13 protein-coding genes and 1 other RNA gene are annotated in these 14645 nt (G+C 71.0%); 9 read left to right on the forward strand and 5 right to left on the reverse strand.

Annotation, left to right across the window (positions count from 1 at the left end; all coding sequences use genetic code 11):
* Positions 1 to 25 precede the first annotated feature (25 nt).
* Positions 26 to 1345 carry a hypothetical protein gene (locus tag ACFYY7_RS02535; protein ID WP_388656026.1) on the reverse strand — a complete coding sequence of 440 codons (1320 nt, stop codon included), beginning with the start codon at positions 1343 to 1345 and terminating at the stop codon, positions 26 to 28.
* Positions 1346 to 1544: 199 nt separating this feature from the next.
* On the opposite strand from ACFYY7_RS02535, the gene ACFYY7_RS02540 reads away from it, so the two are divergent.
* The 4 genes from ACFYY7_RS02540 (at position 1545) to ACFYY7_RS02555 (ending at position 5510) form a co-directional block, all read left to right on the forward strand.
* Positions 1545 to 2585: an ABC transporter substrate-binding protein gene (locus ACFYY7_RS02540; RefSeq protein WP_388656029.1), complete on the forward strand. Its 1041-nt coding sequence runs from the start codon at positions 1545 to 1547 to the stop codon at positions 2583 to 2585.
* Between the two features lie 83 nt (positions 2586 to 2668).
* Positions 2669 to 3511, forward strand: coding sequence for a Nif3-like dinuclear metal center hexameric protein (locus ACFYY7_RS02545; RefSeq protein WP_388656032.1), 843 nt, complete (start codon positions 2669 to 2671; stop codon positions 3509 to 3511).
* Complete coding sequence (locus ACFYY7_RS02550; RefSeq protein ID WP_266737377.1) at positions 3508 to 4251, forward strand: zinc ribbon domain-containing protein; 744 nt, start codon at positions 3508 to 3510, stop codon at positions 4249 to 4251. The genes ACFYY7_RS02545 and ACFYY7_RS02550 overlap by 4 nt, the downstream gene beginning before the upstream one ends.
* The gene (locus tag ACFYY7_RS02555) at positions 4251 to 5510 is read left to right on the forward strand and encodes a bifunctional RNase H/acid phosphatase (RefSeq protein WP_388656035.1); all 1260 of its coding nucleotides are present in this window, start codon (positions 4251 to 4253) and stop codon (positions 5508 to 5510) included. The genes ACFYY7_RS02550 and ACFYY7_RS02555 overlap by 1 nt, the downstream gene beginning before the upstream one ends.
* Positions 5511 to 5743: 233 nt before the next feature.
* Here the strand turns inward: ACFYY7_RS02555 and eda are convergent, their stop codons facing one another.
* Positions 5744 to 6364: a bifunctional 4-hydroxy-2-oxoglutarate aldolase/2-dehydro-3-deoxy-phosphogluconate aldolase gene (gene eda, locus ACFYY7_RS02560; RefSeq protein WP_388656038.1), complete on the reverse strand. Its 621-nt coding sequence runs from the start codon at positions 6362 to 6364 to the stop codon at positions 5744 to 5746.
* 95 nt (positions 6365 to 6459) lie between these two features.
* A complete protein-coding gene (yaaA, locus tag ACFYY7_RS02565) occupies positions 6460 to 7260 on the reverse strand; it encodes a peroxide stress protein YaaA (protein WP_388656041.1) in 801 nt (266 codons plus the stop codon).
* A gap of 153 nt (positions 7261 to 7413) precedes the next feature.
* On the opposite strand from yaaA, the gene ACFYY7_RS02570 reads away from it, so the two are divergent.
* A complete protein-coding gene (locus ACFYY7_RS02570) occupies positions 7414 to 8856 on the forward strand; it encodes an RNB domain-containing ribonuclease (protein WP_388656044.1) in 1443 nt (480 codons plus the stop codon).
* A gap of 148 nt (positions 8857 to 9004) precedes the next feature.
* Here the strand turns inward: ACFYY7_RS02570 and ACFYY7_RS02575 are convergent, their stop codons facing one another.
* The gene (locus tag ACFYY7_RS02575; protein ID WP_388656047.1) at positions 9005 to 9748 is read right to left on the reverse strand and encodes a MerR family transcriptional regulator; all 744 of its coding nucleotides are present in this window, start codon (positions 9746 to 9748) and stop codon (positions 9005 to 9007) included.
* Between the two features lie 181 nt (positions 9749 to 9929).
* Here ACFYY7_RS02575 and ACFYY7_RS02580 point away from each other — a divergent pair, with 181 nt between their 5' ends.
* From ACFYY7_RS02580 to ACFYY7_RS02595, 4 genes are all read left to right on the forward strand, one after another.
* Positions 9930 to 10499: a Uma2 family endonuclease gene (locus tag ACFYY7_RS02580; RefSeq protein ID WP_388657092.1), complete on the forward strand. Its 570-nt coding sequence runs from the start codon at positions 9930 to 9932 to the stop codon at positions 10497 to 10499.
* 55 nt (positions 10500 to 10554) lie between these two features.
* An RNA gene (gene rnpB, locus ACFYY7_RS02585) (RNase P RNA component class A) lies at positions 10555 to 10956 on the forward strand.
* 362 nt (positions 10957 to 11318) lie between these two features.
* A complete protein-coding gene (locus ACFYY7_RS02590) occupies positions 11319 to 12302 on the forward strand; it encodes an ArsR/SmtB family transcription factor (protein ID WP_388656050.1) in 984 nt (327 codons plus the stop codon).
* 212 nt (positions 12303 to 12514) lie between these two features.
* The gene (locus tag ACFYY7_RS02595) at positions 12515 to 13087 is read left to right on the forward strand and encodes a hypothetical protein (protein ID WP_388656053.1); all 573 of its coding nucleotides are present in this window, start codon (positions 12515 to 12517) and stop codon (positions 13085 to 13087) included.
* A 448-nt stretch (positions 13088 to 13535) separates the two neighbouring features.
* On the opposite strand, the gene ACFYY7_RS02600 is transcribed toward ACFYY7_RS02595, so the two are convergent.
* Positions 13536 to 14453, reverse strand: coding sequence for an NADP-dependent oxidoreductase (locus ACFYY7_RS02600; protein ID WP_388657094.1), 918 nt, complete (start codon positions 14451 to 14453; stop codon positions 13536 to 13538).
* Positions 14454 to 14645 lie beyond the last annotated feature (192 nt).

Consider the following 14645-nt stretch of genomic DNA (forward strand, 5'->3'; position numbering starts at 1 on the left):
GGCTGCGTAGCCCGGGCCCCAGATCTTAACCAGGCACCAGGCGCCCCGTGAGAGCCGCCTGCCCCAGTGGAACCGGCTTGCACACGGGTAGAGGCGCGACGCCGGCGGACGGTTGCATACCGCTTCCCGCGCCGGTCGCCGACGACGGCCACACCCCGCGTCCGTCGTCCGCCGGAGCCTCCAGCAGGGCCACCCCGCACGCCACGTCCCCGTCGGCGTACGGAAGTCCGAGCACACCGTCCCGGGACCACACCCCGTGGCCGGCCTGCCATCCCCCGGGGGCGACGAGTTGGTGCAGCCGGCGCCCGGCCGGGCGCCACACCCCGACCCAGCTGCCCGCCGCACCGTCGATCCGCAGCGCCACCGCGCAGCTCTCCGGCATCAGCATCTGGCCCGGCTGCACGGCGAACGGTGTAATCGCCACATCGGCCGGGCGCAGACACTCCGGGAAGCGCACCGGCAGGCAGCTGCCGAGCACCCCCCACCCCAGCCGTTCGTGCCCCGGCGCGTCCGAGCGGATCAGCAGCAGCCCGCTGTCCGGGTCGGCGAGCAGCAGCCGGTCATTGCTTTCCGGTGCGATCTGCAGCAGAGGCGTTACCTCGCCGCCCCGCTCCAGGTCCACGGCGACCGCCTTGACCGGGCCGCCGCCCGGCATCTCCCGGTCCAGGGCCAGCATCCGGCCCGCCCGGTCCAGCCAGACGCCGCCGGAGCAGCGCCCCGGAACCTCCGCGACCAGCTCGGGGCCGAACGCGCCGCCCGCCACCAGCCAGACGGAGGTGGCGCGCGCACCGGCCGACAGCGCGTACGCGCTCACGCCGTCCGGCGAGGGCGGCAGCAGGGTCAGCTCCGCGGATTCGACGGTGCCGAGCGGGAGTTCACCGGTCCCGGGGCCGGTGGGATAGAGCAGCGACACCGTGTGCCGGTCCGCGACCCGGCGCCGGATCAGCACCCGCCCGTCGGCCAGTGGCAGCACCTCGGAGTCCGGCTCCTCCGGCTGGTCGAGGGGGAGCGGCACGGCGTACGGCTCGGGCCCGTCGAGCGTCCAGCGCTCCACGAACCACGCCTCGCCCGCCCCGTCGGCGCCACCGGCCCCGCCGGGCGGATCCGCCGCCACTTTCGCGAGCGCGAGCCGGGCCGCGTACGAACCGTCCGCGGAGATCGTGAACGCCGGCGCGGCGGGCAGCGCGTCGGGGGCCGCTTCGAGGGGCGCGCCGCCGGGCCCGCCGGCCCCGTCCGGCGGGCAGTCCGGCGCGCTGTCCTCCAGGACCGTTTCCCCGGGGACCTCGGCGTCTCCGGTGGCCCCGGTCGCCTCCGCGGTCCCGTTCTCGATTGCACAGACAGTCATGGGCTGGTCACCTCCGGCAACCGAAGCTAGTTTTCGCACTTCCTGCCGAACAACACGAGACCCGTCTCTTCACACATAAGGGTGGTGATGCCCGGATTCGCCTGAAGGGGAGGGGGTGGCTGTGCTGCGCCTGAGGCAGATGGGTAAGGTAAGGCAGCCCTAAGAAATACCCGTTTGTCCCTTACAACTGGAGCAAGTGATGTCCCTTCGTCGCCGCGGCACCGCCGCAGTTGGCCTGGTGGTGGCCGCCGCCCTTTCCCTCTCGGCCTGCGGGAGCGACGACGGAGAGTCGGGCGGCTCGGCCAAGTCGGACGGCGGCGACAAGAAGGCGGCCGTCGCCACGGGCGGCAAGGACTTCGGTGACGCCGCGAAGAAGACGGCGGAGTACGGGACGGACGCCAAGGCCGGCGAGTTCCCCCGGACCCTCACGCACGCCATGGGCAAGACGGAGATCAAGTCCGCCCCCAAGCGCGTCGTCGTGCTGGACGTCGGCGAGTTCGACAACGTCGTCTCGCTGGGTGTGAAGCCGGTCGGCTACGCCCCCTCCGAGGGCGACGCGGCCATCCCCTCGTACCTGAAGAAGGACGCGGGCAACCCGAAGAACGTCGGCACGATCAACAACCTCAACCTTGAGGCGATCGCCGGCCTGAAGCCCGACCTGATCCTCGGCAGCCAGCTGCGCGCCGCCGACAAGTACGACGCGCTCTCCAAGATCGCGCCGACCGTGTTCTCCATCCGTCCGGGCTTCACCTGGAAGGAGAACTACCTCCTCAACGCCGCCGCGCTGGACAAGACGGCCAAGGCGAAGAGCGAGCTCGGCGCCTACGAGGCGAAGGCCGAGAAGCTCGGCGAGGACATCGGCCCCGACAAGCCGACCATCTCCATGGTCCGTTACCTGCCGGACCGCATCCGCCTCTACGCCAAGGCGTCCTTCATCGGCACCATCCTCGAGGACGTCGGTCTGCCGCGGCCCAAGAACCAGCAGATCGACGACCTCGCCGCGGAGATCAGCCCGGAGAAGATCGACGAGGCCGACGCCGACTGGATCTTCACCGGTGTCTACGGCGACGTGAAGGCCACCAAGCGCGACACCACCCAGGCCAACCCGCTGTGGAAGAACCTCAAGGCCGTCAAGGAGGGCCGGGCCAAGAACGTCTCCGACGAGACCTGGTACCTCGGCCTCGGTGTCACGGCCGCGAACCTGGTCCTCGACGACCTCCGTGCCGACCTCGTGAAGTAACCGTTACCGAGCAGTATGTGGCGGTCCGCACGGACCGCCACAGCCATGGGCGACGGGGCACGGAGGGCAGGTAGCCTTTGCTTGTGCCCCGTCTGTCTGATGTCCTCGCCGAGCTCGATGCTCTCTGGCCGCCCGAGCGGGCCGAAAGCTGGGACGCGGTCGGCACCGTCTGCGGAGACCCGGACACCCCCGTCGACCGCGTGCTCTTCGCCGTCGACCCCGTCCACACGATCGCCGACGAGGCGATCCGGCTCGGTGCCCAGCTGATCGTCACCCACCACCCGCTCTATCTGCGGGGTACGACGACGGTCGCCGCCGACACCTTCAAGGGCCGGGTCGTGCACACCCTCATCAAGCACGACATCGCGCTGCACGTCGCCCACACCAACGCCGACACCGCCGACCCGGGCGTCTCCGACGCCCTGGCCGGTGCGCTCGACCTGCGCGTCGAAGGCCCCCTCGTACCGGACCCGTCCGACCCCAAGGGGCGGCGCGGCCTCGGCCGGATCTGCGTGCTCGACCACCCCGAGACCCTGGCCGACTTCTCCGCCCGCGCGGCCGCCCGGCTGCCCGCCACCGCGCAGGGCATACGGCTCGCCGGCGACCCGGCGGCAATGGTGCGCACCGTCGCGGTGAGCGGCGGATCCGGCGACGGCCTCTTCGACGCGGTGCGCGCAGCGGGGGTCGACGCCTTCCTCACCGCCGACCTGCGCCACCACCCGGCCTCCGAAGCCGTCCAGCACTCCCCGCTCGGTCTGATCGATGCCGCCCACTGGGCCACCGAATGGCCCTGGTGCGAACAGGCCGCGGCACAGCTCGACGCGATTTCCGACCGCCACGGATGGGACCTGCGGGTCCACGTCTCGAAGCAGGTCACCGACCCCTGGACCACCACCACCCACCACTCTTCTGGAGCCCCCAACTGAACGCCGCGCCCGCCGACCAGATCCGACTCCTCGACGTCCAGGCCCTCGACGTACGCCTGTCGCAGCTCGCGCACCGGCGCAAGTCGCTGCCCGAGCACGCCGAGATCGATTCGCTCACCAACGACCTCGCGCAACTGCGTGACCTGCTGGTCGCCTCGCAGACCGAGGAGAGCGACACCGCCCGCGAGCAGACCAAGGCCGAGCAGGACGTCGACCAGGTGCGCCAGCGCGCCGCCCGCGACCAGCAGCGTCTCGACTCCGGCGCGGTCACCTCGCCGAAGGACCTGGAGAGCCTCCAGCGCGAGATCACCTCGCTGGCCAAGCGCCAGGGCGACCTGGAGGATGTCGTCCTCGAAGTGATGGAGCGCCGCGAGTCCGCCCAGGAGCGCGTCACCGAGCTGTCCGACCGGGTCTCAGCCGTCCAGGCCAAGGCCGACGACGCGACCGCCCGCCGCGACGCCGCGACCAAGGAGCTCGACGAGGAGGCCGCGACGGTCACCAAGGAGCGCGAGGTCGTCGCCGGTTCCGTCCCCGCGGACCTGATGAAGCTGTACGACAAGCTCCGCGCCCAGCAGGGCGGGGTCGGCGCCGCCCGCCTCTACCAGCGCCGCTGCGAGGGCTGCCGCCTCGAACTGAACATCACCGAGGTCAACGACGTGAAGGCGGCCTCCCCGGACACCGTCCTGCGCTGCGAGAACTGCCACCGCATCCTGGTCCGTACGGCGGAGTCGGGCCTGTAATGACCCAGCCGCGCCAGTTCGTCATCGAGGCCGACGGCGGATCCCGGGGCAACCCCGGGCCCGCCGGTTACGGAGCGGTCGTCATCGATCCGGTGACGGGGGAGACCCTCGCCGAGGCCGCCGAGTACATCGGTGTCGCGACGAACAACGTCGCCGAGTACAAGGGCCTCATCGCGGGCCTGAAGGCGGCGAAGGCGCTGGTGCCGGACGCCTCGGCGGACGGCGCGGTCCAGGTGCGGGTCCGGATGGACTCCAAGCTGGTCGTGGAACAGATGTCGGGCCGCTGGAAGATCAAGCACCCCGACATGAAGCCGCTCGCGGCGGAGGCCGCCAGGATCCTGCCGGCCTCCGCCGTCACGTACGAGTGGATCCCGCGCGAGAAGAACAAGCACGCCGACCGGCTCGCCAACGAGGCGATGGACGCGGGCAAGCGCGGCAAGCAGTGGGAGCCGTCGGCGTCGACGGCCGCCCTCGACACCCCCCGGCCCTCGGTGGCCTCCGCGCTGCCGCCGGTCTCCGGCCCGCCCGGTGACGCGGCGGCGGGCGCGGCGAAGGCCCGCGCGGCCCTGGCCTCCCGGCCGGCCGCGGCCTCCCCGTCGGCACCTCAGGTCGGCTGGGCCGCGGCACCCGATCTGGGGACGCCCGCCACCTTCGTACTGCTCCGGCACGGCGAGACCGCCCTCACCCCCGAGAAGCGGTTCTCGGGCAGCGGCGGCAGCGATCCCGAGCTCTCGGCGGCCGGCCGTCACCAGGCCGAGTGCATCGCCCGGTCCCTGGCCGCCCGCGGCACGGTCGAGGAGATCGTCAGCTCCCCGCTGCGCCGCTGCCGCGAAACGGCGGCCGCGGTGGCCGCCCGGCTGGGTCTGGAGGTCCGGATCGAGGAGGGCCTGCGCGAGACGGACTTCGGCGCGTGGGAGGGCCTGACCTTCGCCGAGGTACGTGAGCGCTACGGCCCCGACCTGGACGCCTGGCTGGGTTCCGCGAAGGCGGCCCCCACCGGCGGCGGCGAGAGCTTCGCCGAGGTCACCCGCCGAGTGTCGGCCACCCGCGACCGACTCACCACCCGCTACGCGGGCCGCACGGTCCTCCTGGTCACGCATGTGACCCCGATCAAGACCCTGATCCGACTGGCACTCGGCGCCCCGCCGGAGGCCATGTTCCGGATGGAACTCTCGGCGGCCTCGGTCTCGGCGGTGGCGTACTACGCGGACGGCAACGCGTCGGTCCGACTGCTGAACGACACATCGCACTTGAGGTGAGGCGGGGGCGGGGGCGGGCGAACGTCGCTCGGCCTTGGTCCCGGGCTCGGCGGTGGGGTAGTACGTGGATGGGAACGTGACAGTTCGGGTGCTGAACGACACGTTGTATTCGGGGTGAGGTGGTGAGCGGCGGCTCCCGCGCGGGGGCCGCAGAGGGTCGCCCCGCATCCTCGCCCACACCCACCGGGGTCCGGGGCGGAGCCCCGGTTCCGGGAAGGGACGGGGAGGGGAAATCAGCTGCGCAGCGCCGCTGCCTCGCCCGCCAGCCGCTCCACCCGCGCCCAGTCCTTCGCCGCGACAGCGTCCGCCGGAACCATCCAACTGCCGCCCACACAGCCGACATTGGGCAGCGCCAGATACGACGGCGCGGAGGCGAGCGAGATGCCGCCGGTCGGGCAGAACCGGGCCTGCGGCAGCGGCGCGGAGAGCGCCTTCAGATACGCCGTGCCGCCGGCGGCCTCGGCCGGGAAGAACTTCATCTCGGTGACCCCGCGCTCCAGCAGTGCGACCACCTCGGACGTCGTGGAGACACCCGGCAGGAACGGCACCCCCGACGCCTTCATCGCGTCCAGCAGCCGGTCCGTCCAGCCGGGGCTGACCAGGAACCGGGCCCCCGCGGCGACGGTGTCGGTGACATTCCGTACGGAGATCACCGTGCCGGCCCCGACCACCGCGTCCGGCACCTCGGCCGCGATCGCCCTGATTGCGTCCAGCGCCGCGGCGGTGCGCAGGGTCACCTCGATGGCCGGGAGCCCGCCCGCGACCAGGGCCCGTGCGAGCGGCACCGCGTCGGCGGCGTCCTCCAGGACGACTACGGGCACGACGGGGGCAAGGTCCAGCACAGAGGAGGTCATACGCTCATCTTGCGCGACAGTAGCATCGTACGCAACGAGCGTTGCGCATGATGCAATACGCGGGATCGGTGGCCCACTCGCAGGCGGTCGGTGGCTCAGTGAATCTCCGTCACCACGACATCGAGCGACCACGCCCGCCCGGCCCGCGCCGGAGCCTCGGCCTCCACCACGTACCCGAGCCCGCGCAACGTCTCCACCAGCTCCGCGGGCCCCTTCGGCCGCGCACCGGAGACCAGCAGATCGCGGACCATCCGCCCCTTCGTCGCCTTGTTGAAGTGGCTGACCACCGACCGCTTCTCGACCCCGTCCACCAGCTGGGAGTGCAGCACCCGCACGCTCGCCGTGCGCTCCGCCACCTCGCCCTTCGGCTTCCAGGCCGCGGTGTAGGCCGAGGACCGCAGGTCCAGGACGAGCCCGTCCCCGGCGGCCTCCGGCATCACCCGCGCCATCGGGTCGCGCCAGTACGCCCCGAGCGCGCCCAGGCCCGGCAGCTTCACGCCCATCGAGCAGCGGTACGTCGGAATCCGGTCGCCCACCCGCACGGCGCCCCACAGCCCGGAGAAGACCAGCAGCGACTTCCCGGCCCGCCGCTTGGCCGCCGCGTCCAGGGAGGCCAGGTCCAGCGCGTCGTACAGCACGCCCGTGTAGATCTCCCCGGCCGGACGCGTCCCGGCCGTCCGGAGCTCCACGTTCTTCGCGATCTCGCCGCGCAGCCCTTCGCTCAGCCCGAGCACCTCACGGGCCTTCTCCTCGTCCGCCGTGCACAGCTCGACCAACTCGTCGAGCACCGCCGCCCGCGCCTGGGCCAGACCCGGCAGAGACAGCGACTCCGGCTTCAGCGGAGCACCGCGCCCCGAGGCGGCCTTTCCTTCGGAGGGCGGCAACAGCACGAGCACGGCGGTTCTCCTTCGTACGCACGGTCGGGGCGACGGGACCAGCCCCCCCCGCGCCAGCGTACGGGGACGGCGGAGCCGCCCCGGCCGCAGCCCGGGACCGGCCGGTCCGTCACCCGGGATGCCGCTCGCCCCGCCCCGCCATACGCTCGGTCCATGCCCCGCCGCCATCTCCGTATGACCGGGCCGGCCGACACCCCGCTGGGGGCGTCCCTGCGCAAACTGCGCACCGAGCTCGGCCTTCCCGACGACTTCCCGGCCGAGGTCCTCGCCGAAGCGGTACAGGCGGCGAAGGACCCGGCGGTATCGGCCCACGAGGACGCGACGGACCTGCCGCTCCTCACCATCGACCCGACCACCTCGACCGACCTCGACCAGGCCATGCACCTCGAACGCCGCCGACACGGCTACCGGGTGCACTATGCCATCGCCGACGTCGCGGCCTTCGTACGCCCCGGCGGAGCACTCGACACCGAGGCCCACCGCCGGGTGACGACCCTCTACTTCCCCGACGGCAAGGTGCCGCTCCACCCCGCACTGCTCTCCGAGGGCGCCGCCAGCCTTCTGCCGGGACGGACCCGCCCCGCCGCGCTCTGGCGGATCGACCTCGACACCGAGGGCGCGGTCGTCGCCACCTCGGTGCGCCGGGCCCTCGTCCGCAGCCGCGCCAAGCTCGACTACACGGGCGTTCAGCGGCAGATCGACACCGGCACCGCCGAGGAGTCCGTGGCCCTGCTCCGCGACATCGGACGGCTCCGCGAGGAGCAGGAGGTCGCCCGCGGCGGCATCTCCCTCAACGTGCCCGAGCAGGAGATCGTCGAGCGCGACGGCGGCTACGGTCTCGAATACCGCGCCCCGCTGCCCGCGGACGGCTGGAACGCCCAGATCTCCCTGCTGACCGGCATGGCCGCCGCCCACCTCATGGCCGAGACCGGAACCGGCATCCTGCGCACCCTCCCGGTCGCCCCGGACGGCGCCGTGGCCCGGCTCCGCCGCTCCGCCGAGGCGCTCCACATCGACTGGCCGCACCACGTCCCGTACGCCCAGGTCGTCCGCTCCCTGGACCCGAGGAAGGCCGGCCACGCCGCGTTCCTCCAGGAGTGCACCACCCTCCTGCGCGGCGCCGGCTACACCGTCTTCGAGCACGGCGAACTCCCCACCCCCGCCGTCCACGCCGCCGTCGCCGACCTCTACACGCACTGCACCGCCCCGCTGCGCCGCCTCGTCGACCGTTACGCCGCCGAGCTGTGCCTCGCCGCCGTCGCGGAACAGGACCCGCCCGAATGGGTCCGTGCCGCGCTGCCCGGCCTGCCGAAGGAGATGGCGGACGGAACCAGGCGCGCCAACACCGTCGAGCGCGAGTGCGTCGACCTGGTCGAGGCCGCGCTGCTCAAGGACCGGATCGGCGAGGTCTTCGACGCGTACGTGGTCGACGTCTCGGAACAGGAACCAACCACCGGCACCGTCCACATCGAGGAACCGGCCGTCGTCGCCCGGATCGAGAGCGGCGACGCGAAGCTCCCGCTGGGGGAGCGGCTGCGGGTCAGGCTGGACCGGGCGGATCCTGGTTCGTCGAAGGTGCTCTTCGCCCCCGCGTGAGCGCGGCCACGGCGGCCCCCGGACCATCCGCGTGGAACCGGACCGCCCGCGCGAGCCCCCGCTACCCCACAGGCCGCACGAACTCCACCGGACCGGCCGGCTCCACGGTCACCGTCGTCCGACCCATGCCCGACAAGCGTACGCACCCTCATCCCACACCCCTCTTCGCCACGCGCTCCGCCAGGGCCGCCATCACCCGGCGTACCACCTCGGCCTGCGCGGGCGCGAAGTCGTCGAGCAGCGCCTCGCCGAACCCCGTCATGACCGGCCCCTCCGAGGGGATCGCCGCCAGTACCCCGTCCGGCACGGCGGCCGCCAGTTCGGCGGCGAGCGGGGGAATCCGGGCATCGTCCACGGCCGCCCCGGCCAGCGCGTCCAGCCGCTCGTACAGAGCGTGCACGGCCGGTTCCTCGGCCAGCGGCGCCAACGCGGCGTAGATCTCGCTGCCGACGCCCGTGGTGTCCAGCAGCACGAGATGCTCGCGGTCCTTGGCGGCCATGGGGGAGCCGGTCGTCGGGACCGTACCCAGCAGCTCGGCGAGGGCCGGCGACACGGGCTCCTCGGCGGAGACCGGCCCGTCCAGCAGCCGGGCCAGCCGACGCCGCCGCTCCCGGATCTCGCCCTCCTGCCGGGCCAGATCCGCGTCCAGCCCGGCCAGTACCTCCATGAGCTCGTGCCCCTCCGCATCGGCGAGCACGTCCCGCACCTCGTCCAGCCCGAGCCCGAGCTCGGTGAGCCGCCGGATCCGGGCCAGCACCACGGCGTCCCGCACGCTGTAGACGCGGTAGCCGTTGGCCCGGCGCACGGGCTCGGGAAGCAGCCCGATGTGGTGGTAGTGCCGGACCGCCCGCGAGGTGACCCCGACGAGCGCGGCTATCTCTCCGATGCGCATGGCTCCAGTAGAAACCTTGACGCTGCGGCAGGGTCAAGCGCTCGCCGCGCACCCCTCCGTATCCGACAACTCCGGACCCGCCTGTGCCACGATCGAAAGACCTACTCCCATCTCACGGACGGCGGGTACATCGATGTCCCGATCTGGCGAGCGACCGAGGAAGCGGCGTGACATGACTGCCATGCCGCACGAGCCGCTCACGCAGGCGGACGTCCTGCTGGAGGGCTTCCTGGCGCTGGATACGCCGGAGGGCTTCCGGGCCGAGCTGATCGAGGGGGAAATCGTCGTGATACCGCCGCCGGACGGGGACCACGAGGACTCCATCAACCTGATCATGAAGCAGGTGATCAGGCTGGCCCGGACCGATATGGACTTTTCCGGGAACAAAGGGCTGAAGCTGACGAGTGGCGGCCGCAGTCCCAAGAACCACGTCGTTCCCGATGGCACCTTCGCCCCCACCGAACTGCGTCTGTACCGGGGAGCCGACCCCTGGATGCCGTGCGAGGGGGTGGCGCTCGTCGTAGAGGTCACCTCGACCAAGCCCCGGGCGGACCGTACCGACAGGCGTCACTGCTACGCCCGCGGACCCATCCCGCTCTACCTCCTGGTGGACCGTGAGCAGTCCTCGCTGACGCTGTTCAGCGACCCGGAGGGCGACGACTACCGTCAGCACTGCACGATCCCGTTCGGCAAGCGGCTCACGCTCCCGCCGCCGTTCGCCTTCGATCTGGAGACCGGGGAACTCAACTGAACCCGGGCCCGGTCGGCGGTCCCCGGCGGACGGGTAGCATGGTCGGCACGGCAGACGAGCCGGGCGGACGGCCGCGTGGGGATCCTCGGATCTCCCCGAGGAACGTCCGGGCTCCACAGGGCAGGGTGATGGCTAACGGCCACCCGGGGTGACCCGCGGGACAGTGCCACAGAAAACAGACCGCCGGGGACCTCGGTCCTCGGTAAGGGTGAAACGGTGGTGTAAGAGACCACCAGCGCCTGAGGTGACTCAGGCGGCTAGGTAAACCCCACCCGGAGCAAGGTCAAGAGGGGCCGTCGCGAGACGGCCCTGCGCGAATGATCGAGGGCGGCCCGCCCGAGTTCGCGGGTAGACCGCACGAGGCCGGCAGCAATGCCGGTCCTAGATGGATGGCCGTCTCCCCGGCCGCCGCGAGGCGACCGGGTGACAGAACCCGGCGTACAGCCCGACTCGTCTGCCACAAGGGTCCCCGATCAGTGAATTTTCTGGTCAGGGGCCCTCTTCCGTCGGATCGGGGACACTCGCCGTGAGCGCGTACAGGCGGCTGCGGGATTGGCACGCCGAATCTCCTGCAACGGCTCGCGGCCGGAGAGATGAACTCGGGTGTTTGTGCCGGCCCAACTGGTCGGACCCTCAGCGGAGCTAAGGGCTGTCCCGTAATCCCTGGTGGGCGTGCGACGACAGCCACGGCACCTCGCCGCGTTGTCGGAACGCCCGAATACATCCAGTATTCGGGCGTCCCTCCGCCTTGCGATGCACCGCGTCTGACGCCGCACGCTGATCCACCAGGGATTACGGGACAGCCCTTAGCCTTGGTCCATGGTCGGAGTCTTACGCATCCACTTCGCAGACCTGGATTTTCGTCGTGTGCAGCTGATGAAGTCGCCGGACCCGATGTGGGAGGCGGTGCTCGCGCTGCACGTGCTGTCCACACCTGTTTCCGCGCTACCGGAACGACTTCAGGTCTGGCGGACCTGCGCTCGGCGTCAACTGGCCGACTCCGAGCTGCGTTCGGCGTGTGGCATGCTCAACGCCCTGGCTCCAGCGGATGCTTCGTACTTCCCCGACTTCCTGACCCCGCTCGAGGCGGCCGACGGCATGGAATCGGGCCTGGAGGCGTTGCGCTCGACGCCTGGACACCGGATGGCCAGGGAACTGAAGTACGCCGCCCGTCGGCGCACCCTGCCTGCGTGGACTCATCGACTCGCCGCCGGTGACCGCGGAACCCTGGAGGATCTGGCCGGAGCTGTCCAAAGGTTCCACACCCGCCTGATCAAACCCGATTGGAGCCAGGTCGAGGCAACGGTGGAGGTGGACCGGGTGCGCATGCTCAATGCTCTTGAGGAGGGGGTGGGGGCTCTGCTGGGTGCCATCAGGCCCTTCACCTGGTCCGATCCCGTACTGTCCGCTCCGTATCCGATGGATCACAGCATTCACCTGCAGGGGCGCGGCCTCCGCCTCATCCCGTCCTTCTTCTGTCACACGAACCCGGTGGCGATCGTGGACCCGAACCTGCCCCCAGTCGTGGTGTATCCCGTCAATCACCACACCTCGCCGGTGAGCCCTCAGCACCACAGCGACGCGCTCGAGGACCTGCTCGGACGCAATCGGGCGCGCGTGCTCATGGCGCTCAAGACCACGCACACCACTGGAGGCCTCGCGGCTCGGCTGGCCGTCTCCGGTGCCGCAGTGAGTGTGCATGTAAAGATCCTCAGGTCGGCCGGCCTGGTCGACAGCCGCCGCGTGGGCAGTCGCGTTGTGCACATGCTGACGCCGCGCGGCCAGCAGTTGCTGAACTGCTGACCAGCGCCTGCGACCTCAGGGTTTAGGCCGCAGCCGAAACCGGTCCGAGTGTGCTCGTCGGTTACTCAATACGATCCGTGACCTCAAGTGTCCGAAGAACCTTGGGTTCTGCCCATAAGGGTCGGCGATGCGAGACGAGATGGCGTGCCGGCAGCCCGACGGGCAGGGCGTCGAGCGTCGGGACCCGGACCAGTCGACTGAAGGCGGCGACGTTGCACGATTACGAGTTCAGGGGGAGCGTATCGCCGTCCGGGCGAGTGAGCGGAAGTTGGCGGCCCAACCCCAACCCCCCGATCTTCCGGGCCATTCTTTTCATTCTGGCCATCGGGGTCCCGATCTGTTTGATCGTCTTCTTGATGTCCGCCAACGGCTCCCTCGGAACCGGCGAACCGGAAGACCCCAAGGAGTTGCCCTCCGACTTCACGGGACTATGGACGGCCAAGGCGAAGTTGCCCGGCGAGGAGCGGGAGGCGGTGGTTACCTTGCGTGTTCCGACCCGTACAGAGGATGAATCTCGGCTTGAGTTCGGGGAAGCGAATTGTTCGGCCCGTATGAAGCAATTCTCCATCCTGGAGAGCGGTGTCCGATTCTATGTTTTCCCCACGGAGCAAGCGGGTCGTCCGAAATGGTGCGAGGGCTTGAATGATGCATGGGTGGAGGGCGACTGGGAGTGGGTGGACGGCACGAACGAGAAGAAGAAGGTGTCGGACAAGGTCACCTTGACCGTCGAAGGTGGTTCGGTGGCCTTCAAGGATCTTGCGCTCACCCGTTCGAAAAGGCCGTAGGGGCAAGCGGGGCAAGCGGCTTCCGTGGATTCGCGGAGGGCTTCGACGTGGCGGAGGAGCGCGTACTGCCGGATTCGGGGCGCGCCCGATGAGCCGCACGCCGGGAGGCGGGCGACTCACCGGACTCGGCCGTGTCAGGTGTCCTGGTGGTCGGGTTGCTCCGGGGCCGGGGCCGGGGCCGGGGCCGGGGCCGGGGTCGGGGCCGCCGGGGCCTCCGGGGCCGGGGACTCCAGGTATTCGGGGCATTCGGGGTTGTGGCAGGGGCCGGGGCGCCACACGGGTACGAAGATTCCGAGACTCTTGTGCCGTCTCTTCACAACCGCGGTCACGGGCTGCTTGCAGACCGGGCAGACAAGCGCCCCTTGGGGACCGGTCTCATGCTCGGTTTTAATCATCCTTTAACGATAGGCGTGATGGCCGCAGCCTGCCGGTGGGGCGGCTCCTTCCGTCAGTTCGGCGTGATGATCAGCTTGCCGCGTACATGGCCGCCCGCGCTCTCCCGGTGGGCGTCGGCGGCCCGGGACAGGGGGTACGTCCTCGCCACGGAGAGGGTGAGTCCGCCGCTCACGACCAGCGCGGCAGCCTGCTCAAGGCGCTCACGGATCGCGTCGGGGCCGGCGAACGCGAAACGCACGCCGTGCTCCGCCGCCCGGTGATCGGCGATGGTGACCACGCGGTCCGGGCCGCCGGCGAGTTCGACGAGGGCCGGCAGCGAGCCCTTCCCGGCGGCGTCGAACGCCGCGTCCACGCCCTTCGCGGCGACGGCGCGGACCCGCTCGGCGAACCCCTCGCCGTACGTCACGGGCTCGGCGCCGAGTGAGCGCAGGTACGCGTGGTTGCGCTCGCTCGCCGTACCGATCACGGTCGCGCCGAGATGCCTGGCGAGCTGCACGGCCACGGACCCGACGCCACCGGCGGCCCCGTCCACGACCACGGTCTCCCCGGACTTCAGCCCGAGGTCCGTGAGCACCTGGTACGCCGTGTTGACGGCCACCGGCAGCCCGGCCGCGACCTCCCAGGGCACGCCTTCGGGCTTCCGTGCGAGCTGCGCCGCGGGCGCGAGTGCGAACTCGGCGTAGCCGCCGGAGCCGATCGAGCCGAAGACCTCGTCGCCCACGGCGAAGCCGGTCACGTCCGCACCGGCCTCCGCGACGATACCGGCGACATCGCCGCCGGGCACCGAGGGGAACTCCACCGGCATCATCTCCGCGACGGCCCCGCTGCGCAGCTGCCAGTCCAGCGGATTCACCCCGGCGGCGCGGACCTCCACCAGTACCTGCCCGGGACCCGGGCGGGGCACCTCGCGGTCCACCACGCGTAAGACCTCGGGATCTCCGTACTCCGAGAACTCCACGGCGCGATACATCTTTGTCATTTTTGCCCTTTTCGGTATGCGGTGCATCTGGTTGACGGGATACCTGACGGTCTGTCAACTGCCTTGCTCAAGTTATCGGGCGGAGGTTCGGCGGGGCATCCGGCTCCGGGTGGAGTCTGTCGGCCGCCCCGTGTCGCCGGGCACTGGTCATGGATACCCCTAGGGGGTATATTCGCCATGCGT

Origin of the sequence: Streptomyces sp. NPDC001933, from assembly GCF_042890955.1 — a bacterium.
Taxonomy (GTDB): Bacteria; Actinomycetota; Actinomycetes; order Streptomycetales; family Streptomycetaceae; genus Streptomyces.

Excerpts from the sequence above, each read along its gene's own strand:
- ACFYY7_RS02535 (WP_388656026.1), bottom strand. The coding sequence starts at position 1,345 with ATGACTGTCTGTGCAATCGAGAACGGGACCGCGGAGGCGACCGGGGCC.
- ACFYY7_RS02540 (WP_388656029.1), top strand. The coding sequence starts at position 1,545 with ATGTCCCTTCGTCGCCGCGGCACCGCCGCAGTTGGCCTGGTGGTGGCC.
- ACFYY7_RS02555 (WP_388656035.1), top strand. The coding sequence starts at position 4,251 with ATGACCCAGCCGCGCCAGTTCGTCATCGAGGCCGACGGCGGATCCCGG.
- eda (WP_388656038.1), bottom strand. The coding sequence starts at position 6,364 with ATGACCTCCTCTGTGCTGGACCTTGCCCCCGTCGTGCCCGTAGTCGTC.
- ACFYY7_RS02570 (WP_388656044.1), top strand. The coding sequence starts at position 7,414 with ATGCCCCGCCGCCATCTCCGTATGACCGGGCCGGCCGACACCCCGCTG.
- ACFYY7_RS02575 (WP_388656047.1), bottom strand. The coding sequence starts at position 9,748 with ATGCGCATCGGAGAGATAGCCGCGCTCGTCGGGGTCACCTCGCGGGCG.
- ACFYY7_RS02580 (WP_388657092.1), top strand. The coding sequence starts at position 9,930 with ATGCCGCACGAGCCGCTCACGCAGGCGGACGTCCTGCTGGAGGGCTTC.
- ACFYY7_RS02590 (WP_388656050.1), top strand. The coding sequence starts at position 11,319 with ATGGTCGGAGTCTTACGCATCCACTTCGCAGACCTGGATTTTCGTCGT.
- ACFYY7_RS02600 (WP_388657094.1), bottom strand. The coding sequence starts at position 14,453 with ATGTATCGCGCCGTGGAGTTCTCGGAGTACGGAGATCCCGAGGTCTTA.